At 48.7% G+C, this 24,787-nt stretch carries 27 protein-coding genes; 9 read left to right on the top strand and 18 right to left on the bottom strand.

Translation table 11 applies throughout. From position 1 onward, the window contains the following. The coding region (locus R3177_RS04440) for a methyl-accepting chemotaxis protein (RefSeq protein ID WP_318969827.1) at nucleotides 1–876 on the top strand (876 nt) is incomplete at its 5' end. A 58-nt stretch (nucleotides 877–934) separates the two neighbouring features. Here R3177_RS04440 and R3177_RS04435 read toward each other — a convergent pair. The 3 genes from R3177_RS04435 to R3177_RS04425 form a co-directional block, all read right to left on the bottom strand. Continuing rightward, entirely contained in the window at nucleotides 935–1,957 is a 1,023-nt protein-coding gene (locus R3177_RS04435; protein ID WP_318969826.1) for a CNNM domain-containing protein, read from the bottom strand. A gap of 161 nt (nucleotides 1,958–2,118) precedes the next feature. Beyond that, nucleotides 2,119–2,349 carry a YheU family protein gene (locus R3177_RS04430; RefSeq protein ID WP_318969825.1) on the bottom strand — a complete coding sequence of 77 codons (231 nt, stop codon included), beginning with the start codon at nucleotides 2,347–2,349 and terminating at the stop codon, nucleotides 2,119–2,121. Next, nucleotides 2,346–3,347: a hydrolase gene (locus R3177_RS04425; RefSeq protein ID WP_318969824.1), complete on the bottom strand. Its 1,002-nt coding sequence runs from the start codon at nucleotides 3,345–3,347 to the stop codon at nucleotides 2,346–2,348. The genes R3177_RS04430 and R3177_RS04425 overlap by 4 nt, the downstream gene beginning before the upstream one ends. A 52-nt stretch (nucleotides 3,348–3,399) precedes the next feature. Here R3177_RS04425 and R3177_RS04420 point away from each other — a divergent pair, with 52 nt between their 5' ends. Both R3177_RS04420 and R3177_RS04415 read left to right on the top strand, forming a co-directional pair. Next, nucleotides 3,400–3,891 carry a hypothetical protein gene (locus R3177_RS04420; RefSeq protein ID WP_318969823.1) on the top strand — a complete coding sequence of 164 codons (492 nt, stop codon included), beginning with the start codon at nucleotides 3,400–3,402 and terminating at the stop codon, nucleotides 3,889–3,891. Next, nucleotides 3,891–5,441, top strand: a complete 1,551-nt coding sequence (locus R3177_RS04415; protein ID WP_318969822.1) for a GMC family oxidoreductase — start codon at nucleotides 3,891–3,893, stop codon at nucleotides 5,439–5,441. The genes R3177_RS04420 and R3177_RS04415 overlap by 1 nt, the downstream gene beginning before the upstream one ends. 9 nt (nucleotides 5,442–5,450) lie before the next feature. Here R3177_RS04415 and R3177_RS04410 read toward each other — a convergent pair whose 3' ends face one another. From R3177_RS04410 to R3177_RS04395, 4 genes are all read right to left on the bottom strand, one after another. Then, the gene (locus R3177_RS04410) at nucleotides 5,451–6,239 is read right to left on the bottom strand and encodes a CLCA_X family protein (RefSeq protein ID WP_318969821.1); all 789 of its coding nucleotides are present in this window, start codon (nucleotides 6,237–6,239) and stop codon (nucleotides 5,451–5,453) included. A 5-nt stretch (nucleotides 6,240–6,244) separates the two neighbouring features. Beyond that, nucleotides 6,245–7,879 (bottom strand): NAD(P)/FAD-dependent oxidoreductase, encoded by a 1,635-nt coding sequence (locus R3177_RS04405; RefSeq protein ID WP_318969820.1) that lies wholly within the window; start codon nucleotides 7,877–7,879, stop codon nucleotides 6,245–6,247. Between the two features lie 277 nt (nucleotides 7,880–8,156). After that, nucleotides 8,157–8,579, bottom strand: coding sequence for a response regulator (locus R3177_RS04400; RefSeq protein WP_318969819.1), 423 nt, complete (start codon nucleotides 8,577–8,579; stop codon nucleotides 8,157–8,159). Then, nucleotides 8,566–9,207, bottom strand: coding sequence for a response regulator (locus R3177_RS04395; protein WP_318969818.1), 642 nt, complete (start codon nucleotides 9,205–9,207; stop codon nucleotides 8,566–8,568). Before R3177_RS04395 ends, R3177_RS04400 begins: the two co-directional genes overlap by 14 nt. Before the next feature lie 290 nt (nucleotides 9,208–9,497). Here R3177_RS04395 and fdxA point away from each other — a divergent pair, with 290 nt between their 5' ends. After that, nucleotides 9,498–9,821 carry a ferredoxin FdxA gene (gene fdxA, locus R3177_RS04390; protein ID WP_318969830.1) on the top strand — a complete coding sequence of 108 codons (324 nt, stop codon included), beginning with the start codon at nucleotides 9,498–9,500 and terminating at the stop codon, nucleotides 9,819–9,821. A 27-nt stretch (nucleotides 9,822–9,848) separates the two neighbouring features. Here fdxA and R3177_RS04385 read toward each other — a convergent pair whose 3' ends face one another. The 3 genes from R3177_RS04385 to R3177_RS04375 all read right to left on the bottom strand — a co-directional run bounded on the left by R3177_RS04385 (nucleotide 9,849) and on the right by R3177_RS04375 (nucleotide 12,481). Further along, nucleotides 9,849–9,995 (bottom strand): DUF3149 domain-containing protein, encoded by a 147-nt coding sequence (locus R3177_RS04385; protein WP_318969817.1) that lies wholly within the window; start codon nucleotides 9,993–9,995, stop codon nucleotides 9,849–9,851. An 88-nt stretch (nucleotides 9,996–10,083) separates the two neighbouring features. Then, nucleotides 10,084–10,581 carry a TIGR02444 family protein gene (locus tag R3177_RS04380; protein WP_318969816.1) on the bottom strand — a complete coding sequence of 166 codons (498 nt, stop codon included), beginning with the start codon at nucleotides 10,579–10,581 and terminating at the stop codon, nucleotides 10,084–10,086. After that, entirely contained in the window at nucleotides 10,574–12,481 is a 1,908-nt protein-coding gene (locus tag R3177_RS04375) for an ATP-binding cassette domain-containing protein (RefSeq protein ID WP_318969815.1), read from the bottom strand. Before R3177_RS04375 ends, R3177_RS04380 begins: the two co-directional genes overlap by 8 nt. A gap of 100 nt (nucleotides 12,482–12,581) precedes the next feature. Between R3177_RS04375 and R3177_RS04370 the strand changes: the two genes are divergently transcribed. Beyond that, nucleotides 12,582–12,788, top strand: coding sequence for a YheV family putative zinc ribbon protein (locus R3177_RS04370; protein WP_318969814.1), 207 nt, complete (start codon nucleotides 12,582–12,584; stop codon nucleotides 12,786–12,788). 30 nt (nucleotides 12,789–12,818) lie between these two features. On the opposite strand, the gene R3177_RS04365 is transcribed toward R3177_RS04370, so the two are convergent. Then, complete coding sequence (locus R3177_RS04365) at nucleotides 12,819–13,046, bottom strand: SlyX family protein (protein ID WP_318969813.1); 228 nt, start codon at nucleotides 13,044–13,046, stop codon at nucleotides 12,819–12,821. Further along, nucleotides 13,039–13,959 carry a hypothetical protein gene (locus R3177_RS04360; protein ID WP_318969812.1) on the bottom strand — a complete coding sequence of 307 codons (921 nt, stop codon included), beginning with the start codon at nucleotides 13,957–13,959 and terminating at the stop codon, nucleotides 13,039–13,041. The genes R3177_RS04365 and R3177_RS04360 overlap by 8 nt, the downstream gene beginning before the upstream one ends. Nucleotides 13,960–14,114: 155 nt before the next feature. Here R3177_RS04360 and R3177_RS04355 point away from each other — a divergent pair, with 155 nt between their 5' ends. Beyond that, the gene (locus R3177_RS04355) at nucleotides 14,115–14,843 is read left to right on the top strand and encodes an FKBP-type peptidyl-prolyl cis-trans isomerase (protein WP_318969811.1); all 729 of its coding nucleotides are present in this window, start codon (nucleotides 14,115–14,117) and stop codon (nucleotides 14,841–14,843) included. 63 nt (nucleotides 14,844–14,906) lie between these two features. Here R3177_RS04355 and rsd read toward each other — a convergent pair whose 3' ends face one another. Then, entirely contained in the window at nucleotides 14,907–15,392 is a 486-nt protein-coding gene (rsd, locus tag R3177_RS04350; RefSeq protein WP_318969810.1) for a sigma D regulator, read from the bottom strand. A 164-nt stretch (nucleotides 15,393–15,556) separates the two neighbouring features. Here rsd and nudC point away from each other — a divergent pair, with 164 nt between their 5' ends. Then, the gene (gene nudC, locus R3177_RS04345; protein WP_318969809.1) at nucleotides 15,557–16,354 is read left to right on the top strand and encodes an NAD(+) diphosphatase; all 798 of its coding nucleotides are present in this window, start codon (nucleotides 15,557–15,559) and stop codon (nucleotides 16,352–16,354) included. A gap of 272 nt (nucleotides 16,355–16,626) precedes the next feature. Next, nucleotides 16,627–17,706: a uroporphyrinogen decarboxylase gene (gene hemE, locus R3177_RS04340; RefSeq protein WP_413229065.1), complete on the top strand. Its 1,080-nt coding sequence runs from the start codon at nucleotides 16,627–16,629 to the stop codon at nucleotides 17,704–17,706. A 29-nt stretch (nucleotides 17,707–17,735) separates the two neighbouring features. Here the strand turns inward: hemE and R3177_RS04335 are convergent, their stop codons facing one another. The 3 genes from R3177_RS04335 to R3177_RS04325 all read right to left on the bottom strand — a co-directional run bounded on the left by R3177_RS04335 (nucleotide 17,736) and on the right by R3177_RS04325 (nucleotide 21,855). Beyond that, nucleotides 17,736–19,103, bottom strand: a complete 1,368-nt coding sequence (locus R3177_RS04335) for a TonB family protein (RefSeq protein ID WP_318969808.1) — start codon at nucleotides 19,101–19,103, stop codon at nucleotides 17,736–17,738. Between the two features lie 125 nt (nucleotides 19,104–19,228). After that, nucleotides 19,229–20,650: a Si-specific NAD(P)(+) transhydrogenase gene (gene sthA, locus R3177_RS04330; protein ID WP_413229064.1), complete on the bottom strand. Its 1,422-nt coding sequence runs from the start codon at nucleotides 20,648–20,650 to the stop codon at nucleotides 19,229–19,231. An 86-nt stretch (nucleotides 20,651–20,736) separates the two neighbouring features. After that, nucleotides 20,737–21,855: a fatty acid desaturase gene (locus R3177_RS04325; RefSeq protein WP_318969807.1), complete on the bottom strand. Its 1,119-nt coding sequence runs from the start codon at nucleotides 21,853–21,855 to the stop codon at nucleotides 20,737–20,739. Between the two features lie 95 nt (nucleotides 21,856–21,950). On the opposite strand from R3177_RS04325, the gene fabR reads away from it, so the two are divergent. After that, the gene (fabR, locus tag R3177_RS04320) at nucleotides 21,951–22,562 is read left to right on the top strand and encodes an HTH-type transcriptional repressor FabR (protein WP_318969806.1); all 612 of its coding nucleotides are present in this window, start codon (nucleotides 21,951–21,953) and stop codon (nucleotides 22,560–22,562) included. Here the strand turns inward: fabR and trmA are convergent. Both trmA and R3177_RS04310 read right to left on the bottom strand, forming a co-directional pair. Next, nucleotides 22,559–23,647 carry a tRNA (uridine(54)-C5)-methyltransferase TrmA gene (trmA, locus tag R3177_RS04315; protein WP_318969805.1) on the bottom strand — a complete coding sequence of 363 codons (1,089 nt, stop codon included), beginning with the start codon at nucleotides 23,645–23,647 and terminating at the stop codon, nucleotides 22,559–22,561. The two genes, fabR and trmA, sit on opposite strands and share 4 nt — an antisense overlap. A gap of 180 nt (nucleotides 23,648–23,827) precedes the next feature. Next, nucleotides 23,828–24,301 (bottom strand): RNA-binding protein, encoded by a 474-nt coding sequence (locus R3177_RS04310; RefSeq protein WP_318969804.1) that lies wholly within the window; start codon nucleotides 24,299–24,301, stop codon nucleotides 23,828–23,830. Nucleotides 24,302–24,787 lie beyond the last annotated feature (486 nt).

Below are 24,787 nucleotides of genomic sequence, written 5' to 3'. Positions count from 1 at the left end.
GCGCTTAAACAAATGCAGCAGAATTTGCGCGAAGCGATTAGTCATATTGCCAGCTCGTCTAACCAGTTAGCTTCAGCAGCAGAAGAGCTGAATGTGGTAACGGATGAATCCGCTAAAGCACTGCAGCTGCAAAATGATGAGGTACGCCAGGCAGCCACAGCCATTACTGAAATGAGTTCGGCGGTAGATGAAGTCGCGGAAACGGCACTGAAAACATCTGATGCCTCGGCCCAATCATCTAACTTAGCGAAAGACGGCACTCAGAAAGTGGTTCAGACTCGCAGCGTCATTGAAAAAATGAATGCTGATGTGCAGAAAAGTACCACGGTTATTAATACTCTGGCAGATAAAGTCGCCGATATTAATCAGGTGCTCGAGGTTATTCGCAGTGTCGCTGATCAAACAAATTTGCTGGCGCTTAATGCAGCGATAGAAGCCGCCCGGGCCGGAGAAGCGGGCCGTGGTTTTGCGGTGGTAGCCGATGAAGTGCGCAGTCTGGCTTATCGTACTCAGACGTCGACCGGTGAAATTGAGCAAATGATTCATCAGGTACAGTCTTCTGCAAAAGAGGCAGTAGATGCCATGCAGCTAATCAGTGGTAATGCTGACAATGCACAGAATGTGGCAAAATCGGCAGCGGATGCGCTGGAACTGATTGCTGAAAATATTATGGCAATTAGTGATCAGAACCACGTGATTGCCGGCGCAGCCGAAGAGCAATCGAAAGTGGCGCGGGAGATAGACCGTAACATCGTTTCGATTAGTGATTTGGCAGCGCAAACTGCCGATGGCTCCAGCCAGACCACAGCCAGTGCCAGCGAATTAACCCGGTTAGCAATAGAGCTGAATGAGCTGGTAAGTAAGTTTAAAGTGTAAGTGGAGAGGGAAAAAAACAGGCCGCAATTGCGGCCTGTTGTGTTTTTAATGCGCGATATTAGTCATCCGACAGGTTTTTCAGCCGGTGTTCCCAGCGTCTTTTGGCAAAGCGCCGCATATTAGGAATATCGTCGGTTTCGTCCATAATGGGTTGGCCGATAATGGTTTCAATAACATCTTCCATTGTCACCAGCCCCAGCCAGGTACCGTATTCATCATATACTAAACACATATGCTGCCTTTCATGCATCAGCTGAGTCATCAGATGTTCTGCGCTCATTTTATCTGAGATAACCTTAACCGGCTTCATCAGGTCTGCCACCACCTGCTGATCGGTAATATTCAGCATGTCATAGCGGAACACAATACCCAGCGGCGACTCGTCTTTATCCAGTACCGGATAGCGGGAAAACTGGCCGATTCTGACCCGCTCAGCAAACTGCTCCAGTGGCTCATCCGGGGTGGCGCTTTCGCAGACGGTACGGGGGGTCATAATGTCTCGGACTTTAATGTCATGTAAATCGAGAATATTAGCGATAACCCGCTGTTCATCTTCATCCAGTTTATTCATCTCGCGGCCAAGCACAGTTAACGCCTTGATCTCCTGGCGCAGGTCATGCTCGTGGTTACTGCCACCAAATAACTTCATTATCTGATCAGACATCCAGATAAAGGGGCGTAGCACGGTAATCATAGTATTAAGGGTAAACGGCAGTATCGGTGCTAATGCCGGCCAGTAGCGGGCACCAATGGTTTTAGGAATAATTTCTGAAAGTATTAAAATGAGCAGGGTCATTATCGCCGAAGCAATACCCAGATAACCGTCACCAAATACCAGCGTTACCTGAGCACCAACGCCTGTTGCACCGACTGTATGAGCAACGGTATTCAGGGTTAAAATAGCTGCCAGCGGCTGGTCAATTTTTTCTTTCAGTGCTTTAAGTCTGTCATAAAGCTTTGGATTCTGGAGTTTTTGCTGGGCGATGTAGCTCGGCGTAACAGAGAGCAGGGCGGCTTCCAGAATGGAGCAGATAAAAGATACCGCGATCGATAAAACTGCAAACGCAATTAACAGGCTCATACAGGTTGGTTACAACACTCCATTAAAAGTAAGAAGCGGCAGTATAAATTGGCTGCTATAAAAAAGCGAGCCGCGGATAAATTGTCTCGTACACCCGTTTGCCAGTATCCCCAATAACTGATTTTAAGAAAAAAAATCGTCTTTGTTATCAGCTTCGACGGCTACTCTGCTGGTTGCTGCAGAAATTGCTGTTTTGACATCAGATTAACCGATTCATGCAGCTCTGAATAAACGATAACCACGTCACCGCTTTTTAACTGCCGCCGAACGGCGGCGACTTTTTCAGGCAGCGGGATCTCCTGCTCGCCGTAATCGGTACCCTCTCGCAGCAGATAATACTCAATCAGGTTATGTAGGGTATCCGGAGCTATTTCGGGGTATGGAATGATCATAAATTCAGCTGCTGTTTGATGAAGGCGGGTATGCGCTGGCTCAGCCAGAACTTTGCTTGAAACGGGCTGCCATAAACAAAGCCGACATGGCCGCCGCCCTGGGTCAGTTCATAACGGATGAAATTATTCAGCTCCCGGGGTTCAGGGATCACTTCATCACTTAAAAAAGGGTCGTCTTTGGCGTGAATAATCAGAGTCGGTACGGCAATATGCTTTAAATAAGCCTTGGCACTGGCTTTTTGATAGTAGTCCTGCGCGTTTAAAAAACCATGGATTGGCGCAGTATAGTGTTCGTCAAACTGCTCAATACTGACAAAACGCTGAATTTTTTCGGGTGTTAACGGCAGTGGGAAATCAGCAAACTGCTTTAGCTTTAATAAGGTGCTGCGCTTTAACCGGCCCAGTAAATAGCGCTGGTAAAGCTTGCTGCTGCCGGTATTAATCCGTTTAGCACAGGCTGACAGCGACAGCGGCGGGCAGACAGCGATGGCGGCAGTAAGGGGGTTCTGTGCAGCCTGCTCGCCACAGTATTTTAAAAGCACATTGCCGCCAAGCGAGTAACCGACTGCGACAACTGGCCGGCCAGGATAGCGTCGTTTAATTTCATTGATCACCAGCGCCACATCCGCAGTGTCGCCGCTGTGATAAGCGCGGGGCAATTTATTGGGTTTACCGTTGCAGCCCCTAAAATGCAGCATCACTGCAGACCATTGCAGGGTCTTACATTGCGCCAGCATTGCCTGAATGTAGTGGCTGTTGATATCACCGGCCAGGCCATGCAGTAACAGCAGCAGCGGGGTGCCCTCTGCGGCGTTCTCAGCATGCAGCCAGTTAAGTTGCAGCTCATCACCATCAGGCAGACTGAACATCTCGGCAGTGGTATTCAGCTGGTATTTCGGGCTCAGGTATTTGGCAAATATCGTTTGCAGGTGGGCATGTTTTAACCACCAGGCTGGCTTAAATTGGGGCTGAGTAACTGGTCTGAGCTGAGCTTGCAAATGCGCGTATCCTGATAAACAATGGTTAAAATTTTACTAATGGTGCAGCACTATGGATCGGCGGCAATTTATTTTATCCGGTATCGCGTTAGCTGCTGCCGCCAGCCTGAGTATTTATGGCTGGCGCCAAAGCTTTAACGCTGATACCAGTAACCGTGAGCTGGTACTGTCAGCATTGTTACCAGCGTTATTGTACGGCGCTTTACCTGAAGATGCGACCCTGGCTGCGGCTGAACTTGCGCGCACCAAAGCGGCTGTTACTGATTTTATGCCTTTTTTGCCAGTGCGCCAGCAACAGGAACTGCATCAGCTGTTTAATCTGTTGGCCCATCGCATCAGCCAGCTGGGCCTGACTGGCCACTTAACCCAGCTGGCTGCATTAACCGTGCAACAGCGGCTGGCATTACTGGATAGCTGGCGCGACAGTTTTCTTGAGATATTGCAGCAGGCCTATCACGGCCTGCGTGAATTATTATACGGCGCTTATTATGGCCAGCCTGAGCATTGGGATGCCCTGGCGTATACTGCACCGAGGTTTCGCTGATGACTAATCACCTGGATGCCAGCACGTTTACTCAGGACAAGCAGTTTGACGCTGATGTTGTGATCATCGGTTCAGGTGCCGGTGGTGGTATTGCGGCTGAGCAACTGGCACAGGCTGGGCTCAAGGTACTGTTGTTAGAAGAGGGCGCTTATTACACCCGCGACGATTTTGTAATGGAAGAGCGCTGGGCTTACCCCAACTTGTATCAGGAAGGGGCGGCCCGTAAAACCCGGGATCAGGCAATCGGCATTTTGCAGGGCCGTACTGTCGGTGGCTCTACTACTGTCAACTGGACAACCTCTATCCGCACGCCGCAACCGACACTGGATTACTGGCAAAGCGAATTTGGCCTGAATTTTACCGGGACTGATGATTTAACACCTTATTTTGGCAAAGCCGAGCAACGGCTGCATATCCGGCCCTGGCCGGTGCCTGCCAATGCTAACAACAGCGTGCTTAAGCGGGGCTGTGAAGCACTTGGCTGGCAGCACACAATAATCAGCCGCAATGTCAATGGCTGCGCTAACCTTGGCTATTGCGGTATGGGCTGCCCGATTAATGGCAAACAATCGATGCTGGTCAGTACTATTCCGGCAGCAATGGCGTTGGGGGCAACGTTAATCTCGCGGTTGTCAGTGCGTAAACTAAACTGGCAGGGTGACCGCATTACCGGCATTGAGGCAGCGCCGGTTAATCAGTACTTTCAGCCACGAAACGATGTTCGTGTTCAAATTAAGGCAAAACACTATATTCTGGCGGCGGGAGCAATTGGCTCGCCTGCTATTTTACTTCGCTCCAACGTGCCGGACCCATCCGGCCGGCTGGGTAGGCATACCTATCTGCACCCATCGCTTATCAGTGGTGCGCTGTTCGACGAAAACATAAACGGCCACGCCGGGGCGCCGCAGTCGGTATACTCTGATCAGTTTGTCTGGCCGGACAATGATCACATCGGCTATAAGCTGGAAGCGGCGCCGGTACATCCGGTACTGATGGCCACTAAGCTAACCGGCACCGGCAGACAGCATGCGGAGCTGATGCAGCATTTTAACCAGCTGCAGGTAACAATAGCATTGCTGCGCGATGGCTTTCACCCGCAAAGCCAGGGCGGCAGCGTGATGCTGGATAATCAGCAACAGCCGGTGCTCGATTATCCCATCACCGATTATTTGTGGCAGGGTGCACGCCAGGCACTGTTGTCGATGGCGCAGATGCAGTTTGCTGCCGGTGCCAGACAGGTATTACCCATTCATCATGATGCCAGGCTCTATAACAACTGGCAGGAAGCTAAAGCCGCCATTAATGACCTGCCAATGCAAAAATACCGGCAAACCGTGGCGTCAGCCCATGTGATGGGCGGCTGTAATATGAGTGCCAGCCCGGCAAAAGGGGTGGTGAACCAACAGGGGCGGCATCACCAGTTGCAAAACCTGTCGGTATTCGATGGTTCTATTCTACCGACCAGCTTAGGGGCCAACCCACAGTTAACGATTTATGCAATGACCTGGCGCAATTGTCAGGCGCTGCTGGCAGAGCAGACGGCAGGGTAATGACTGTTCTCAGTTTCGTTGTCGGCGCAGACTTTGCCCTAACGCCTGAAAATATGGCAGCCATAGCTGGCTCAGGGCGTAACTGAGTGGTTTATCAGGATAAATACCCCGTTTAGCCGCCTCGCTTTGCAGGGTGCCGGACACTAAAAAACTGTTTTTCAGTGACTGGCGCTGCAGCATATTCTCAAAAGCCCGGGCGGCCATTTCTTCCGGCATGGCCAGATAAAGTTGCTGGCGCGATTGATCCAGGGTGCGGCATTGTTTGAAAAAATCGCTCTCACTCTGGCCATCTGCAGATAAATACAAGGTTTGAAACGCCTGTTGTAACAGACCATTCAGCGGATGGGCTTTTACCGGCGTGCTATCCAGCCAGCAGCGGCTGGCAAAGCGGTTTGCTTGTGGTGGCGGGCTGAACATTTTACTGGCGATATAGTGATCAAAGGCATGAAACCACTCGTGCGCCAGACTGCCGCCGCCGGCATTTTTCGCCAGGGCTAAAATGCGGCCCTGCGGCTGGTAGTGGGCACAGACGCCGCGCTGGCCGCCAATACCGTATGTGAGTGCCAGGCTGCCATTTAAGGAAATAACCTGCTCGGGTACCTGCAACAGCAGCTGCAAATCGCACAGTGCATCAAAAAACAAGTTGGCCGCCTGCTGTTGTTCACTACTTTGCACCCAGCGGCCAATATGAATGCTGTTAAAGCCGAATATTTTCACCAGATCGCCAAAACTGACATCTGCACCGGCCCGGTGTGGCGGGCCATTGCGGTAGTACTGCCGGCGAAGTCCGTCTGCCACCGCGGTTATGCAGTCGTGGCGTTATCAGTAGCAGGATCAGCATCCAGCATGGCCAGTGCCAGCGCTTCTGCCACTTTTATGCCATCAATGCCGGCTGATAAAATACCACCGGCATAGCCTGCGCCTTCGCCAGCCGGATACAGGCCTCTGACATTAATGCTTTGATAATCGCTGCCGCGCTTAATGCAAATGGGCGACGAGGTGCGGGTTTCCACGCCGGTTAATAAACCATCAGCTTTGGCAAAACCTTTAATCTGCCGGTCAAACGCTGGTATTGCTTCGCGAATAGCCGCAACGGCAAAGTCGGGTAATACTTTGGATAAGTCAGTCAGGGTGATACCCGGGGTATAGGACGGCTTCACCTCACCGAGCTCTGCAGACGGCTTACCTTGTAAAAAGTCACCAATAAGTTGCGCCGGTGCGTGATAGCTTTCGCCGCCGACTTTAAAGGCCTGCTCTTCCAGCTTTCGCTGCAGCGCTATACCGGCCAGCGGATGGCCGGGGTAATCGCGCTCAGGATCGATACCGACCACAATAGCGCTATTGGCATTACGCTCGTGCCGTGAGTACTGGCTCATGCCGTTGGTAACTACCCGGCCTGGCTCAGATGCCGCAGCGACGACGGTGCCGCCCGGGCACATACAAAAGCTGTATACCGTGCGGTTATTGCTGCAATGGTGCACCAGTTTATAATCGGCGGCGCCTAGTATCGGGTTGCCGGCATTCGGGCCAAAACGACACTCATCTATCATCGATTGCTCATGTTCTATCCGAAAGCCTATTGAGAACGGCTTGGCTTCGATATACACGCCCTGATCGTACAGCATCTGAAAGGTATCGCGGGCACTGTGGCCAACGGCCAGCACCACATGTTTGCTATGCAGCTGCTCGCCGCTGGCCAGGGTAAGCCCGGTCAGCTGGCCATTGTCAATATTCAGCTTTTCTACTTTGCTGCTGAAGCGAATTTCACCGCCCAGCTCAATGATTTTTGCCCGCATTTTCTCCACCATCGCCACCAGTTTAAAGGTACCGATATGCGGTTTGCTGACATACATAATTTCATCCGGTGCGCCAGCTTCGACAAACTCGCTCATTACTTTGCGGCCATAATGCTTGGGGTCTTTCACCTGGCTGTACAGCTTGCCATCAGAAAAGGTGCCGGCACCGCCCTCGCCATATTGTACATTGGACTCGGGATTTAGTTCTTTGCCACGCCAGAAACCAAAGGTGTCTTTGGTGCGCTCACGTACCTCTTTGCCACGCTCTAAAATAATCGGTTTAAAGCCCATTTGGGCCAGCAATAAACCGGCAAATAAGCCACAAGGGCCAAGACCAATCACAACAGGGCGCTCATTTAACTCAGCCGGCGCCTGAGCGACAAACTTATAGCTTGTATCCGGTGAGGGTTTAACATGCGGGTCTTTGGCAAAGGTATTCAGTAGCTTGGCTTCGTTCTCGACCTCGATATCCAGCGTGTAAATAAGCTGAATATCGGTCTTTTTACGGGCGTCAAAGCCACGTTTAAACACGGTAAAACGATGCAGCTGCGCCGCAGGTATCTGTAATTTACTTAAAATCGCTGCAGTTAGCGCATTTTCATCATGGTTAAGCGGAAGTTTTATTTCGGTCAGGCGCAGCATACAGGTTCCGTATCGGTGTCATTGCGACCAGGCAACAGGCCTGGCGCTCACAAGATGGTGCTATTTTACGCCAAGCTGCAGGGAATGTCCTTAATGGTTTTAGTGCAGTCCAAAAGCGATTTAGTGGCCAATTCATTTCGGCCATATTAACCTGATGTTTGCGGGAGAAAAGATCCAAACTCATTGCAGGTGGAACTGCCATTTCCCTTGGGGCCGCTTTGAATAGCCTTATTTATTCTGCCCCTATTTAAACAATGTTTCTGCGTTTTTTGTTCTGTTACCGCGCACCCAAGGTTGTCTGAATGCTGGATTGCTTTTCCATTAACCGCATCGCCGCCAGAATTTTATCCCCGGTAAATGGTTTGGCAATAAAAGTAGCGGCGCCCATCCTGATACTTTGCGTAACATTTTCCAGTGTGCTGGCACCGCTTATCATGGCGATAAAGCATGCTGGTTTTTGTTGTTTAAACTGGGCTAATAGTTCCAGCCCGGAGAAGTCAGGTAGTTCAATATCCAAAAATACAATATCGGGCTGATGCAGCATGAATAATGCTTTAGCATCTGCTGCAGTGCCGGCGTTAAAGAAGTTGAATGTTTTATATTTCAGTAATTTGACATTGGCCAGCGCCATAATATTATTACGCAGCAGTTGGCGACTGTAATCAATATCATCCACCAGCAAGACCTTAGGTTCTTTCACTGTCGGCTCCTGCTTGCACAGTTACCTGCAGAAATTGCTGACATTCTATGAGAAGATTCGGCTCAGCACAGTCTGCCAGCAGACGTTGTTGTAGCTGATCCGCCAGTTGAGTTAAATTACTGTGTCCGAAGCTTGCGGCACCGCCTTTGATTTTATGGCAGATCTGGCGCATTTGGCTAAGTTCCTTGTTCTCCAGCGCCCTGGCAAACTGCTGACTCAGTTGGGCTAAATTTTCATAAAACAACGCGGTTAGTTCACTACTGAGCTGCAATGGCAGTTTTTCATGTTGGGGTGTGTCTGACAGTAACTCAGCTAATTGAGTTATATCTACCGGCTTTTGAAAAATGAAATCGAACCCTTCGCAATCAAGGCTATCTGCTGACATGGCAAAGATGGGACGATCATAGCCCAGACGCCGCAGTATCTGCATTGCCTGAATGCCATCACAAAGCGGCATCTGAATATCGGTTAATATAATGTCGTAGTTGTAGCTCAGTGCTGCAGTAACCAATTGCTCGCCATCTACAACACTGGTGGTTTGCATGTCCAGACTCTGGCATTGCAATTCCAGCAGCGTCAGCAAAAAACTATCGTCTTCGGCGATTAATATTTGCTTATGAGTAGTCATATCGGCTCCGGAATTGCAGGGATGCTCTGCCAACATGCCGGTTATGACAACCGGCATGACAATACCGCTAACCTATAGCGAACAAAGGTATTTGGCAAGCCTGCACTGAACGCCTCTGTGAGAGGACACAGCAACTAGCCTGTGCTTTTTTTACGAGTTAACCCCAACCTGGTGCCGGCCGCCAGCCCATGCCATCTGCCTTCTGTTTCACCGGCCTGTTCAGCGCTATTTGATTTTTATCTGGTCTGCAGTATGATCCGCAGCCTGATATGTCTGCAAACTGTGATGTTATGGCCTTTGTGGTGCTGGATAACTGTATTAAATGCAAATACACCGACTGTGTGGCGGTATGCCCGGTAGATGCATTTTTTGAAGGGCCAAACTTTCTGGCAATCAGCCCGACCATTTGCATTGACTGCGGGTTATGCGAGCCGGAGTGCCCGGCCAATGCCATAGTACAGGAAGACCAGGTACCCACAGCGCAGCAAGGCTTTATTCAGCTCAATGCCGAACTGGCCGAATTATGGCCCAATATCACCGAATTAAAAGCCCCGCCAGCAGATGCCGACGCCTGGAATGGCGTACCGGATAAACTGAGTTATCTGGAAACCTGAAGCAGCGCTTTCTGCTGCAATCCGGCTTTAATGCTGCTTTGACTCTGGTGTATCGTGGTCAATTTTATAGATAAAATAGATGGCGTAAAACAGGCACAGGCCAATGACGATGGCCAGCCCGGTAAATGAAATAAAAATCACCGGATCGTTCAGAAATTCATGCCACAGGTTCATAATCTTACCCTCTTGCTGTGTTGTCAGGGTAAGTGTAGGTAAAGTGCGGCCTGGCTTAGCTGATGCAGATCAAAGTTTGACAGCGTGGCTAGTTTAGCTGGCGGCAGGCTTGACGCAGATCAATAATTTGCGCAGCAAGCGCAGGGCTTTTCGCATTTATCTGCGAAAAATACAGCTCGAGCAGCGGTTGGGCATTGGCGTTTAACGCGGGGCAATGTTGAAGCAATAGCTGTTGTTCAAGCTGCTCCAGTTTAAGTTCAGCCTGGAGCAAAGCTTGCTTAAGGTGTTGCTGCTGGCTGGTTGACAGGCTGGCACTGCTGCTCTTGCGGCGCAGCGCACGTAATGGTTGGGTAAACTGACTACTAAACTGCTCCAACTCTGCTGTCAGCTGCAGCAGTTGCTGATGAGTTAGGCTAAGTTGCTGTTGCTCCAGATAGCACAACAGCAACAGCAAATTGATATTCACTCCGAAGTTATCCTGCCACGCCAGACAGAGTGGCTGCACTTGTGGATACAGTGCCAGGCTAAACTGCCATAGCTGTTGCGCGGTTGGTGCTTTCGCCAGGGTATTGCTGTTGTCAGCCATTATTTTTCCAGAACTGCTCTGTTTTTTGCTCCAGCTCGTCCTGAGCCAGAAACCAATCTTCTTCAATACCCGCCAGGGTGCTGCTGGCAGTAGCTTGTTTCGCTAATAAGGCAGTAAGCTCGGCCTTACGTTCAGCACTGTAAATATCGGCGTCGGCCAGCTGTTGCTCAATGCCGGCAAGTTGTTCTGTCAGCTTTTGCTGTTGCTGCTCCAGTTTTTCGATTTTCTGCTTCAGTGGCCTGAGCACATTACGCAGCTCCGCTTCCAGTCGCTTTTGATCTTTGCGGATAACATTGCTGCTGGCAGGAGTATCTGGCTGAGCGTTACTGGTGCTTTGCCGGGCATCCTGCTGCAGCCATTGGTAATAGTCTGTCAGATCACCCTCAAACGGAGCTACCCGGCCATGGGCCACCAGATAAAATTCATCAGTACAGCTACTGAGCAGATGCCGGTCGTGCGATACAATAACAATGGCGCCGGCAAACTCCTGCAGCGCCATAACAATAGCTTCGCGCATCTCTAAATCAAGATGGTTGGTCGGTTCATCCAGCAGCAACAGGTTAGGCCGTTGATAAACAATTAATGCCAGTACCAACCGGGCTTTCTCTCCACCGGAAAAGGGCGCGCAGGCCTCCAGCGCTTTATCGCCGTGAAAACCAAAGCCACCCAGAAAATCGCGTAGCTTTTGCTCGGGCACCAGAGGGTCGAGCCGGACCAGATGTTGTAACGGCGAATCCTGCGGGCGCAGGGTTTCCAGCTGGTGCTGCGCAAAATATCCTAAACTTACGCCATTGGCATACCAGATCTCACCGCTTTGCGGCGCCATACTGCCTGACAATAATTTAATCAGGGTCGATTTACCGGCACCGTTACGTCCCAGCAAACCAATACGGCTGCCGGGCAGCAGCTGAAACTTAATCTGGCTTAAAATAACATTATCGGCATAGCCAGCCTGGACGTTTTCCATTTTTAACAGTGGGTTAGGCAATGACTTCGGCTCGCGAAAACTAAAGCTGAAGGGCGAATCAACATGGGCCGGTGCCAGCAGAGTCATCCGTTCCAGTGCTTTAATCCGGCTCTGAGCCTGACGGGCTTTGGTGGCCTGAGCTTTAAAGCGGTCGATAAACTTCTGCAGATGCGCAACCTGGCGCTGCTGTTTATCAAAATTCGCCTGATGTTGTGATAACTGTTCAGCTCGCTGGCGCTCGAACTGACTGTAATTGCCTTTGTAAAGCGTCAGGGTCTGGCGATCGATATGGACAATGTTATCAGTTACCGCATCCAGAAAATCCCGGTCGTGGCTTATCAGCAATAAGGTGCCCTGATAATTAGCCAGATACTTTTCCAGCCAGAGCACAGCATCTAAATCAAGGTGGTTGGTGGGTTCATCCAACAGCAGTAATTCTGCAGGCTGCATTAATGCTTTGGCCAGGTTCAGGCGCATACGCCAGCCACCGGAAAATGATTTAACCGGCCGTTGCTGAGCATCGCCACTAAAGCCCAGGCCATCTAACAGCACCCCGGCTTTCGCTTCAGCCCGGTAACCATCCAGTGCTTCAATTTGCAAATGCACGGCACCTAAATCAGTGTCACCGCACTGATTACGGGCTTTTAGCAACAATGGAAATAATTTTTCATCGCCCTGCAGCACGTAATCCATCGCACTGCAATCCAGCGCCGGTGTTTCCTGGGCAACAGTAGAGATCACCCATCGCTCTGGTATACTGACAGCTCCTGCATCAGCATGCAGTTTGCCCTGCAGCAATGCAAACAGGCTGGATTTTCCGCAACCGTTGGCGCCAATAATTCCGACCTTTTGCCCCGGAAATACGGTAAGATTGGCATCAGTAAATAATGCCTGCGGGCCGCGGCGCAGTTCAACCTGCTGTAACTGAATCATGCTTTTACCTGTAATACTGAACTAGGGCGCCAATTTTACGCTATAAACGGCATAAACCAAGGGGCAGGCTGAAAATTGCTGCCAACCATAAGAGATTGTTATGACTGTTCGGAAGAAAAAACGATTTATTGCCGGTGCCAGTTGCCCGAAATGTCATGCGATGGACACCATGATGTTATTTCTGGAAAATAATGTGGAAAAAGTTGAATGTGTCAGCTGCGGCCATCAGATGGTGCAGCCGGCGGAGCAGGTGAACAAAGCCAGCCGCGCCAGTGAGCAGGTTATTGGTGTATTTAAACCGGAATAACCCGCTGACTGCGACGATTATCTGTTGTGATTAATAGTGTGGTGGTGGCGGCTCTTCTTCCGGGCGTAAAATGCCCTGATCATCAGGTAACTGCCGCAGCTTCTCTGCCAGCAACATCACTTGCTGTTGTAGCTTCTCTATCCGCAGCTGATGCTGATGTAATTCATTGTTCAGGCTGTTGACAGTGTCTTCCTGAAACGCCAGTTTACTCTCCAGCTCAATGAGTTGCTGCTGTAGTGCAGCGTCGTGTTCAGTCATAATCAATTTCCCATACCTCGGCATAACCACTGGAACTTTCGGTGATTATACGTGTTGGGCTTAAGAATGCTACTGCATGCACCACAGCGCCGGCTGGCCGGCTGCCGTCCCGAGGCATCACCCGCCAGCGCTGCAATTCTTTACCGTCACTGACCCGCCAAAGAGCGGCATTTCGGGTTGGCGCGCCGGTTAGTAAATACTGACCATCGTCGCTGAAGCGCACTGCACTAAATATTTGCTGGCGGGCAGTAATCTGAAGGGTGCTGACCAGCGCTCCGGTCTGAATATCCCAGATCCTGGCGAGACTCTGACTGTCTGCGGTAAACGCAAAGCGGCCTTTTGGATCCAGTGCTACTTTGCTTACCCGGCTTGGGTGACTGAAGCTATGAATAATCTGAGCGCTGTCGGTATCCCACAGGTAAGCATAGTAATCGTTGCTGCCGGTAAGCGCATAACGACCATTCGGCGACATCGCCACACTGTTAATTTTTTCGGTATGACCCAGAAACTCCAGCCGCCGGCCGGTACTCAGGGTGATATGCTGCACCGCGCCATCACTTTTGCCTATCAGCAGATGAGCGCCGTTGGCCGACACCGCTATATCGCGCACAGTTGACTGATCCAGTTGCCAGAAACCGGCATTCTGGCCAGTATCTGTCCGCCACAGGGCAAATGTCTGCTGATCGGCTGTCAACACATGGCTGTTGTCCGGGCTTATCGCCAGACTGAACACCAGATTTTCCTGTTCAGGATCATGCTGCCATTGGTACTTCAGGGCATTCTGCTCAAGATCCCAGTAAGCAACGCCATGCTGAACTGAAGAAACCGCAGCGAAATTACCATTGTAGGCAATCTCGGCTGCATAGCTGCCCTGAGCGACATGTTGCCACTGCTGTAATGCGGTTGTTTCCACTTTTGTGCATGAGGTGATTAAAAAAGTGAGAAAAAGCACAGGATATTTCATTGCGGGTGTTAACCTCATTCGCACAAACCGTTAGTATAGGTCAGAACCTGACAAAATATTAAAACACACTTTTGCAGCCAGGCTGCCAATAATTGGAGAATTGAATGCGCGTAACAACCAAATTATCACTGATTGCCGCGGCAATGTTAACTTTAACCGCCTGTCAGAAAGAAAAGCAACCAGAAGCGCCTGCACTGGATACCGAACAGGCTAAGCAAGCATACAGCCTTGGTGTGTCAGCAGGTCGTTACCTGGAAAGCACTATCCAGGAATATGACAAAATTGCTGTAGACCTGAACAGTGAATTAATCATGCAGGGTGTTAAAGATGGACTGGCCGGTAAATCCAGCGTCAGTGATGAGGAAATCCAGCAGCTTTTAGCCAGCCTGGACGAGCAGTACCGGACCAAGCAGGCAGAAATTGCTGCGGCTGAATCAGAAGCAGTGATTGCTGCCGGCAAAGCTTATTTAGAGCAGAATGCCAGTAAAGAAGGTGTAAAGGTGACCGATTCAGGTCTGCAGTACGAAGTGCTGGAGCAGGGTGAGGGACCAAAACCAGCGGCTACTGATGTAGTAAAAGTGCATTACGTCGGTACCTTAACGGATGGCACCAAATTTGACAGCTCTTATGATCGCGACGCACCAGCTGAATTTCCGTTAAACCGCGTTATACCGGGTTGGACTGAGGGCGTACAGTTGATGAACGTGGGTTCAAAGTATAAGTTCACCATTCCATCTGAACTGGCCTATGGTGAACGCGATATGGGCGTCATTACTCCTCACAGCGTTTTAGTATTTGAAGTTGAATTACTGGAAATTGTTGCCAGCGAATAACGACCAGACCTGCAGCGACACCTAAAGTGTTGTCGCTGCAGCTTTTAGCGGCCTGTCAACAAATCAGGCTGATACGCTGGTGTCTGTGTGTTTGGCATGCAAGGTATCAATCAGCTCATCTTCCAGTTCAAACCGCTCTTCTAACGCCTGCCCCAATTCAGAAAGTTCACGGTCAAATGCAGCACTGTTGCGGGTGCTTAAATGCTCAGCGTAAGCATCGTTAAAACTCAGGGCTAAGTCAGTAGATACCGAAATTTTTGGATATAAGCTGTCTGCTAGTTTACGAGAGTCTGTGCCATTAATGGTGCACTGGTCGACAATGCGTTCATAAACTTCAAAGTGGCCGGCGGACAAGTAGTCCATCAGCAGTTGGCAGAATTCGCGGATTTTCTCCTGAGCAGGTAGCGTGTGGCGATCCTTCTCAAATGGCGGTAGTCCAGCTAACCTGCAATAGCTGACAATAAGCTGCTGCCGCTCATCAAGCCAGTTATCTATAGCAGTTAACGACCCTCCCCACTTTTGTTGCGCTTGTTGCACACGACGGTACATTGTCTTCTCCTTAAGAGCAGTGAAAATTCTGCTACCTCTAATTAAAAGAATTTCGCACTAAAGATCAACCATTTTTTTATTGGTCAGCCCAGTGGACAAGCCGTATCATAACAACAGCATACTGATATGCAACCTAATAACCGACGTCAAGCAAGGACCTAACCATGATAAAGCACAGCATTACGCTGCCAGACAATGAACCGGGATTCTGGTTTGTTGTGAATAAAGGACGTCTGTATCTGACTGATGAAGGTCGGGTACCGCAAGGCACTTTAGCCGATTTGGCGAAAATCGCTGAACCTGAGCATATCTGTTGGCTGGGCCAGTATCAGCAACAATCGTGTTATTTGTTGATAGACCACGACCGGATTGCCGATGAATCTTGCTGGCATTCAGCCCGTAGCTTATTAACCCAGGATGAGCTGCTGTTTCAGCTTGGCGCAAGAGCACTGCAGGTTGCCCTTTTTTTACAAACACACCGCTTTTGCGGCCAATGTGGCAGCGCTATGCACCTGGTTAACTGGGAGCTGGCCACGTTGTGTGGCAAATGCGGCCATCGTTGTTACCCCCGGATAGCGCCTTGCGTGCTGGTGGGTATCAGCCGACCGGGGCAAATTTTGCTGGCGCGGTCTAGCCGGCATAAAGCGGGCTTCTATTCCATCCTTGCTGGCTTTGTTGAGTCGGCAGAAACACTGGAACAAGCAGCGGCCCGTGAAGTGAAAGAGGAGGTTGGGGTAGACATCACGAACTTACGCTATGTCGGCAGCCAACCCTGGCCTTTCCCGCATTCATTAATGGCCGGCTTTACAGCAGACTATCTGCAAGGTGACATTATTTGTCAGCCACATGAGATTGAAGAGGCCGCCTGGTTTGATTTGAATGATTTACCGCAAGTACCGCCGGTGGAAACTTTGTCTGGCAGAATTATCAGGCAGCTACAGCAAAAAAATCTTCAGCAATAATTCTGAACAATGCGCAGATAAGCGCGATATGGCTTGCCACCATAAAAAACAGCCAATAAAAAAGCCACAAGATGTGGCTTAACTTGGTACAGCATGGTCCTGTTTAACAGGCTTCTCGCTTATAATTCTTCACTAGCGCCTTTAGTTTATAACAGATAGCGGTTATGGATACAAGCGCTGGTTATAAAAAAGATGAACTGCAGATTAATGCCCTAGAGTAAGGTAGTCACAGATGGTAAACTTGCCCAGATTTTTCTTGAGGCGAATGAATTATGCAGTTACAAAACGATCGTTACCTGCGCGCATTATTAAAACAGCCAGTTGACCGGACACCCGTTTGGATGATGCGACAGGCAGGTCGTTATTTACCAGAGTATCGGGCAACCCGCGCTATTGCGGGTGATTTTATGTCATTGTGTAAAAATCCCGAACTGGCTTGTGAAGTCACATTGCAGCCATTACGACGTTATCCACTGGATGCCGCTATTTTATTCAGTGATATCCTGACCATTCCAGATGCGATGGGCCTGGGTTTATATTTTGGTGAGGGCGAGGGCCCTAAGTTTCAGCGGCCCATCCGTGACTTTATGGACGTGGTAAATTTGCCGGTGCCCGATCCGGAGCAGGAATTGAGATATGTCATGGATGCGGTACGAACTATCCGGCGTGAACTTAATGGCAGTGTGCCGCTGATAGGTTTTTCTGGCAGCCCCTGGACCCTGGCAACCTATATGGTGGAAGGCAGTGGCAGCAAAACGTTTAGCATTATAAAGAAAATGATGTACAGCGAGCCGGAAATACTGCATATGCTACTGGATAAGCTTGCGCAGAGCGTTGTACTTTATCTGAATGCCCAGATTGCTGCCGGAGCTCAGTCTGTGATGATATTTGATACCTGGGGCGGTATCCTGACGCCACGGGATTATCAAGAATTTTCCTTAAGCTATATGCAAACTATTGTCGATGGCCTGACGCGTGAGGCTGATGGTCGCAAAGTGCCAGTCACCTTATTCACCAAAAACGGTGGCCAGTGGCTGGAAAAGATTGCCGCGACCGGCTGTGATGGCGTCGGTCTGGACTGGACGACAGACATTGGTAACGCCAGGGGTCGCATCGGCGATAAAGTTGCCTTACAGGGCAATATGGACCCCTCGGTGCTGTTGGGTTCTCCAGAGCGGATCCGCCAGGAAGTTCAGTCAATATTAGATAGTTTCGGTCAGGGGTCGGGGCATGTGTTTAATTTAGGACATGGCATCACCCCTGACGTCGATCCTGAAAGGGCTGGGGTATTTATTGATGCTGTGCAGTCTTTAAGCCGGACTTACCATATCGACACCAGCGACAAAGAATAAAAAAAGGCCATCATCTGATGGCCTTTTTGTTAATTCATGGTTGCGACAGAAGTCTGGTAGTCCAGCAATAAATCTTCAAAATTCTGAGTTGCCCAATTACGCTTTTTCGCCTCGGTTATCGCCTGCTGCAACATGGCTTCACCCCGACCCTGTTGGCCCAGTTCAATAAAGGCAACCCCCAGGGTTGATAACAAATCAGGATGATTGGGATCGATGGCCCGGCCCTGCTCAGCCAGGCTAACGGCTTTATTAGGATTATAGATTTCCGGATCATCAGACATAGCCAGCAGCGAGGCATAATCGGTGATCGCTGGCATATATTCCTGCAGTGCGGCTAACTCCAGATAGCGCGCAGCTTTACGAGGCTCAAAGTTGACGTTATTACTATCCAGCAGCTCTTGTGCCAGTAGATAGGCAGCCTTGGGGTTACCTCCCTCTGCAGCTACAGCCAGCCAGTTAACCGCCTTGCTCCGATCTTTATCACAACCATTGCCGGTTATCAGACACTGAGCTAACCGATACTGGGCCGCTTGATGGCCATTGACCGCGGCTTTCTGGTACCAAGGAAGCGGGTTTTCAGATTTAATAATATTGCTTTCGGCCAGAATGGCATATAAGTACTGATATTCTGCAAATTCAGCCTGAGCTGCCGCCGCTATGGCATCAAGGTATTCCTGATTGTCTCGGTTAAACCGGCGTGACTGTGAACCCTGAGAAGCATTGATCTGAAAACTATGTAGCTGCATTTCCAACCGTTTAGTGTCACCATATAAATCTCTTGGTGGTTCAAAACGCCAGGTTTTAACCGCTTCAAGCACATATTCATTGATACCGTCTTTCGGAAACGATGCAACAACTTTGGCGTTTTCTACATTACCATCTTCGTTGATATCATAATGAACCACCGCCCATGCTGATACGCCACCCCGCTCGAAATAACTGGGGAACTTTGGTTCATCCTGTTGAATAGCTTTAATTTTTGTATTGCTGCTTACAACAAAGCGGTTAGCATTTGGATATAAATTACCAAACAAGGCTTCTTTACCATACTTGCTGTTAAGCTCGTTGAATACTTCTTTGCCGTCTCGGCGTGATTCAAGTTTGCGTCTGAGAGTTAAATAATTTTCAGCTGCCTGAGGGTGATCCCGGTCACGGGCAATTAGTGTCCACGCATAAGCTTTATTAATGTCTGGCTCAGTGCCTAAACCTTCAGCGTAAATTCTGGATACCAGAAATTGTGCTTCCAGGTGGCCCAGCTCTGCCAGCTTTTCCAACCGGGGTTTTGCCAACTGGTATTCTTGCTTTTCAAATAATGATTTTGCAGTAGGAAAATCTGCAAGTGCATGCCAGGAGAAGCAGATTGCAATCCAAGCCAGACTAAAACGAACTATTGGCATAACAGGTCTCCACGACTTTCCTACAAAATTTATTCTTTCACTGAGTTTACAATGATTTATCAGGCAAAACAAAAATAATTATTGTGTTATATTTCAGCTTATTACAGCATCGTTTTGTTGTTAAATTAAAAAAGCCGGTTTAAACCATTCAGTGCTGCAACCCGGTATGCTTCAGCCATCGTTGGATAATTAAATGTTGTGTGGACAAAATAATTAACATTATTACCACCGTTTGTCTGCATCATAATGGCCTGACCGATATGGACTATCTCGGCAGCACGCTCACCAAAACAGTGAATACCGAGTATTTCAAGCGTGTCCCGATGGAACAATATTTTCAGACTGCCGACATTGGTATTGGCAATTTGTGCTCTGGCAAGATGTTTAAACTGAGCCCTGCCAACTTCATAAGGTATTTTTGCGTTAGTCAGCTCCTGCTCAGTTTTGCCAACCGAACTCATTTCCGGGATGGTGTAGATACCAACTGGAATATCCGCTATCAGGTGACCATCCAGATTTCCTTTGACAATTGCTTCACCTGCTAGACGTCCCTGGTCGTAAGCTGCACTGGCTAAACTTGGATAACCAATAACATCACCAACAGCATAAATATTGTCGATACTGGTTTGGTAGCGTTCGTTAACACTGATTAAGCCCCGGCTGTCTGCGTTCAGGTTTATCGCCGACAGATTTAACATATCGGTATTGCCGGTACGGCCATTAGCAAACAGAAAACAGTCAGCTTTCATTTTTTTGCCAGATTGTAAGTGCAGGACTACCCCGTCAGCATGGCCTTCTATCTGAGCAAACTCCTCTCCGTGACGGATGGTCATGCCTGAATTCCAGAAATGATAGCTGAGGGAGTCGGTTATTTCTGCATCCATAAATGACAGTAAACGATCCCGGGTGTTCACCAGATCGACTCTGACGCCGAGACCCCGGAAAATGGAGGCATATTCGCAACCGATAACGCCTGCACCATAAATAATAATGTGCTTGGGATCATGTGCCAGCGACAAAATGGTGTCGCTGTCGTATATGCGCGAGTGATTAAAGTCAACCTGAGGAGGGCGATAGGGCCTCGATCCGGTTGCAATTACGATATTCTGAGCTGTAAGGGTATAGCAGCTGCCTTCACCGTCAGTAATTTCCACCGTATGTGCATCAATAAACCGTGCTTCACCCTGATATATCTTAACCAGATTACGGTCATAAAATCCGGCTCGTAATTTTACCTGCTTGCGAATAACCCCGGCTGCATGCTTCAGAATCTGAGAAAATGTCAGCCTTGTTAACTGATCATCTAATTGAAATAACGGATTTTCATTAAACTCAATTAGCCGGCTAACCGAATGTCTTAACGCTTTGGAGGGTATGGTTCCCCAATGAGTACAGCCGCCACCCACCGATTTATAACGTTCAATTGCTGCGACTGTTTTGCCACTTTTGGCCAGATACATGGCCGCGCCTTCTCCCCCGGGGCCGGTGCCTATCACTATTGCGTCGTAATCATATCCGGTTGTTTTAGCTATTTTCTTTTCGGTCACACGCCCGCCTTGTCTACTGCAAACTATTACCTTTCAGCATAACAGGTCTTTAACGCAAAAAAAGAGGCCGCAGCCTCTTTTTAGTATCAGTTAAAGGCTGCTGTCAGCCTTTGCCAATGCCGGTGTTGTTGTTGCAAATGATTTTTAAACTCACGATAGCGCAGCTTAAAATCGGCTGACTGATACTGCTCAATCAACGCTTGTTTTTTCTGAACAACAAATTCTTTTTTCAGCAGATAGAAATCCTGCATTCTGGCTACGAGCAATTCATATTCCCGTTCAAGCAATTGTAACAACTGTTCAGAATTAGGCAGCAGCTGGGCTTTTTGCTGAGCCCTCAGCAGTTGCATTTTTGCTTTGGCCATAGCGATACGTTCTTCTGGTACTGTCCGCAGGTTTTTGGTCAGTCCGATATAGCTGGCGGTTTTGATAAACCATTTCGTGGGATCAAACTGCCACCACCTGATGCCATTTCGGTAATCATACTCGAAAATGTGGTGATAATTATGATACCCCTCACCATAGGTCAAAAAGGCCAGCACGCCGTTATCCCGTGCTGAGTTTTTGTCAGTATAGGGCTGACTACCCCAGATATGAGCAAGCGAGTTAATAAAAAAGGTAAAATGATGGCTTAACACCAGCCTTAATACACCAACACTTAATATCATGCCCAGCATATTGCCGCTTATCCATCCCAGTAATAACGGAATGCCAAGGTTGGTCGCAATCGTCAATAATAAATAGTGTTTGTGCTGCCAGGCAACAATCCGGTTTTTCTGCAAATCACGGACATTGGCATAATCGCTATAGACATCGCCCTGATAGTCGCGCAGCATCCAGCCGATATGGCTGTACCAGAAACCCCGGCCCGCTGAATAGGGATCTTTATCATTATTATCAACGTGCCGATGATGGTCACGGTGATCAGAAGACCAGTGCAGCGCGCTGTTTTGCAGCGCGAAGGCGCCGCCAATCGCAAAAAACCACTGCAGTATCGGATGGGCATCATAGGTTTTATGGGCCCATAACCGATGATAACCAGCAGTTATTGACATACCGCAGTAGCCAAGCGCTAATATTGTCGCGATAATTTCAAACCAGCCAAAGCCAACCGCGACGGCATACCATGGAACCGCGATGGCCGCGACAAGAAAAGTGACGCTGAATAAGAGGGTGGTCGTCCAGATTATCGGGGCTTTTTTCATATGAGGTACTTTGAGCTTACAACTGTACGCCAATTTAACTAGCCAGCAGAGCCAGGTCAAGGTATAAAATAGCTATTTTTTCTGTAGGATGGGTCGTGAACAGAGCGCAACAAAAAGAAAGAACACGTAAGGCTATAATAGAAGCCGCTTTTTCTCAGTTAAGTGCTGAGAAAAGTTTCGCCAGTTTAAGTTTGCGCGAAGTGGCTCGCGAAGCTGGTATTGCGCCGACATCGTTCTACCGCCATTTTGCCGATATGGACGAACTGGGTTTAACCTTAGTGGATGAAGCCGGTTTAATGCTCCGCCAGTTAATGCGTCAGGCCCGGCAACGCATTGAAAAAAATGGCAGCGTTATCAGCACCTCTATCGAAACCTTTATGGAATTTGTAACCGGTAACAGCAACGTCTTCCGCTTATTACTGCGCGAACGTTCAGGCACCTCTGCCGCATTTCGGGCTGCGGTTGCCCGTGAAATTCAGCATTTTTCTGCCGAGCTGGCTCATTACCTGCGAAAAGAAACGGCTTGCCCGGATGAACTGGCACAACTTCAGGCAGAAGCAATGGTGACCCTGGTTTTTCATACCGGGGCTGATGCGCTGGACGCACCCCCCGAACACTATGCCAGCTTGACCAGTCGCACTGTCACGCAGCTGCGTTGGCTTGCTCATGGTGCTGCCAGCTACGGCAGGAATAAAGCCAAGAGCTAACGCTTCTGTAACCAGAGCCCGGTTTCAACATGATGACTGTAAGGAAACTGGTCAAATAGTGCTGCATTGACAACCCGATGGGTTTTATTCAGGTAATCCAGGTTGTCAGCCAGAGTCTGTGGATTGCAGGAAATATAAATAATATCGTTAAACTGACTAACCAGTTGCAACGTGTCGTTGTCCAGACCGGCGCGTGGGGGATCAACCAACACGGTATTCAAGCTCATACCTGCCAAATCGATATGTTTTAATGCGCTACCCGTCAGCAATGCTTGTGACACGTCCTCAGCAGACATCTGTAATACCTGAACATTATTAATATTGTTAAGTTTAATATTGTGTTCTGCTGACTTGATTGAGGTTCTTGAAATTTCAGTTGCAACCACCTGGTTAAAACAGTCTGCTAATGCCAGCGAGAAATTTGCATTACCACAATAAAGCTCCAGCAAGTCGCTGTTTCGCTTACCAGCTAACTGGTTAGCCCAGTTAAGCATCTGTTGATTTACGCCTGCATTCGGTTGAGTAAAGCTACCTTCAACCTGCTGATAGGCCAGGGTCTGCTCGTTAACCGTAAAGCGTTCAGTGACAAAGTCATCAGTTAAAACGATCTTCTGTTTGCGGGCCCGGCCAATTATTTTTACAGGCCAGTCCGGTAGCAGCTCTTTAGTTAACTGTTCTGCAGCCTGTTGCCACTGCTCATCTAACTGTCTTTTGTAAATCATGCTGATCAGCAGCTCGCCTGATAATGTTGCCAGATAATCGACTTGATAAAGTTTATAGCGAAGAGGATGGTTGTACTGAATTTTGCTAAGAAGAACAGGCATAAAATCAGCGATCAGTTTGGCAGCCACTGGAAAATAGTCTATCCGGACTTTTTGTTTGGTTTGTGGGTCAAACATCGCATGATAAATATCATCGCCATCGTGCCAGATCCGGAATTCAGCGCGCTGCCTGAAATGCTGTGGCTCAGAGCGGTATAACGATATATCGGGTAAGGCATACGCTGCGAAAAGATCTTGCAACAGCGCTTTTTTAGTCGCTAACTGGGATTCATAATCAGCGGGAAATACCTGACCTATTCGCATAATCATCTCTGCTTATAATAAAAAGGCGGGTATTTTAGGGCTTTTTGGCTGTGACGCAAACCCAAGTTAGTTCGAGTGCAGATTATTGCGAAAACTAAACAGAGAAACGCCGGTTAAATACCGGCGTAATAAAGCTGAGTCAGGATTCAGGCTGCGGGCAGTCAGTTACGACAGACAGCCTTATTGCTGACTGTCGTCTTCCTGACGCTCTTTTGCTTCACGTACTTTTAAAGTTCTTTCCTGAAATTCGAAGTCGTTAAGTTTGTTAATCATCTTAGCCGCATCTTTGGCAGAAACCTCGACAAAGCCGAAACCGCGGCGCCGGCCGGTCTGTCTGTCTTTCATCAGACGTACGTTTATAACGGCACCATAAGAAGAAAATAACTCTTTAACTGCATCTTCGTTTGCCCGATAAGGAAGATTACCTACATATAAGGTGGCAGTCTCCCCATCGAAATCAGCAGGAACCACAGGCGCTGTATCTGCAGCACCTTTAACATCCACTAGTATGGGCACTAAAATGCCAGCGAGCAAAACACCGATAACAACAAACCAGGCCTGATTAATTTCAAGTGTAAAGAATGCAAATCCAAAATAAGCCAGCACGGCCAATGCCAGGGTATAAGGTAATGAAGCACGTAATGTTGGTGACATAATTAATTCCTAAATACAGAGAAAAAAAAAGAGCTTAATAACCATAAGCGAATCTATATTAGCGGTTAGATCTTAAGCAGCCAACAGAAAAAAACGCTTTGCAACAAATAACACTGCAGTAAAAACATTCAAAAAGTGTGAATTATAGGCACTTAGTATTCAAAACCAGAATTTTGCCAATTTATCGCTTGCAGCTTATTTAAAACGCCCTATAATGCGCGCCATGCCAAGGGGTGCTGCGCTAAGCAGGCTTCAGGTGAGATAAACCGGCTTGCAAAAATCTTTCAAAAAGACGCTTGACAGTCAGGTTTAAATCACTAAAATGGCGCCCTCGCTTCAAGGTGGCAACGAAAGCCCCGAAAAGCGAGATTAGTAACAAAGGGTCAAACGTGACAAGTTGTTTGGTAAAAAAGACACCTTATCACGCTTGACTTAAAATCTGGGAAGTGTAACATACGCCTCCCGCTTCAAACGAGTTTGAAGCAT

The organism is Arsukibacterium sp. (assembly GCF_033722355.1).
Taxonomy (GTDB): domain Bacteria; phylum Pseudomonadota; class Gammaproteobacteria; order Enterobacterales; family Alteromonadaceae; genus Alishewanella.
The sequence above is the reverse complement of the archived record's forward strand: the minus strand, read 5'-3'. Positions and strand labels throughout refer to the sequence as shown.

Excerpts from the sequence above, each read along its gene's own strand:
- R3177_RS04435 (WP_318969826.1), bottom strand. The coding sequence starts at position 1,957 with ATGAGCCTGTTAATTGCGTTTGCAGTTTTATCGATCGCGGTATCTTTT.
- R3177_RS04430 (WP_318969825.1), bottom strand. The coding sequence starts at position 2,349 with ATGATCATTCCATACCCCGAAATAGCTCCGGATACCCTACATAACCTG.
- R3177_RS04420 (WP_318969823.1), top strand. The coding sequence starts at position 3,400 with ATGGATCGGCGGCAATTTATTTTATCCGGTATCGCGTTAGCTGCTGCC.
- R3177_RS04415 (WP_318969822.1), top strand. The coding sequence starts at position 3,891 with ATGACTAATCACCTGGATGCCAGCACGTTTACTCAGGACAAGCAGTTT.
- R3177_RS04405 (WP_318969820.1), bottom strand. The coding sequence starts at position 7,879 with ATGCTGCGCCTGACCGAAATAAAACTTCCGCTTAACCATGATGAAAAT.
- R3177_RS04395 (WP_318969818.1), bottom strand. The coding sequence starts at position 9,207 with ATGACTACTCATAAGCAAATATTAATCGCCGAAGACGATAGTTTTTTG.
- fdxA (WP_318969830.1), top strand. The coding sequence starts at position 9,498 with ATGGCCTTTGTGGTGCTGGATAACTGTATTAAATGCAAATACACCGAC.
- R3177_RS04385 (WP_318969817.1), bottom strand. The coding sequence starts at position 9,995 with ATGAACCTGTGGCATGAATTTCTGAACGATCCGGTGATTTTTATTTCA.
- R3177_RS04380 (WP_318969816.1), bottom strand. The coding sequence starts at position 10,581 with ATGGCTGACAACAGCAATACCCTGGCGAAAGCACCAACCGCGCAACAG.
- R3177_RS04375 (WP_318969815.1), bottom strand. The coding sequence starts at position 12,481 with ATGATTCAGTTACAGCAGGTTGAACTGCGCCGCGGCCCGCAGGCATTA.
- R3177_RS04370 (WP_318969814.1), top strand. The coding sequence starts at position 12,582 with ATGACTGTTCGGAAGAAAAAACGATTTATTGCCGGTGCCAGTTGCCCG.
- R3177_RS04365 (WP_318969813.1), bottom strand. The coding sequence starts at position 13,046 with ATGACTGAACACGACGCTGCACTACAGCAGCAACTCATTGAGCTGGAG.
- R3177_RS04355 (WP_318969811.1), top strand. The coding sequence starts at position 14,115 with ATGCGCGTAACAACCAAATTATCACTGATTGCCGCGGCAATGTTAACT.
- rsd (WP_318969810.1), bottom strand. The coding sequence starts at position 15,392 with ATGTACCGTCGTGTGCAACAAGCGCAACAAAAGTGGGGAGGGTCGTTA.
- nudC (WP_318969809.1), top strand. The coding sequence starts at position 15,557 with ATGATAAAGCACAGCATTACGCTGCCAGACAATGAACCGGGATTCTGG.
- hemE (WP_413229065.1), top strand. The coding sequence starts at position 16,627 with ATGCAGTTACAAAACGATCGTTACCTGCGCGCATTATTAAAACAGCCA.
- R3177_RS04335 (WP_318969808.1), bottom strand. The coding sequence starts at position 19,103 with ATGCCAATAGTTCGTTTTAGTCTGGCTTGGATTGCAATCTGCTTCTCC.
- R3177_RS04325 (WP_318969807.1), bottom strand. The coding sequence starts at position 21,855 with ATGAAAAAAGCCCCGATAATCTGGACGACCACCCTCTTATTCAGCGTC.
- trmA (WP_318969805.1), bottom strand. The coding sequence starts at position 23,647 with ATGCGAATAGGTCAGGTATTTCCCGCTGATTATGAATCCCAGTTAGCG.
- R3177_RS04310 (WP_318969804.1), bottom strand. The coding sequence starts at position 24,301 with ATGTCACCAACATTACGTGCTTCATTACCTTATACCCTGGCATTGGCC.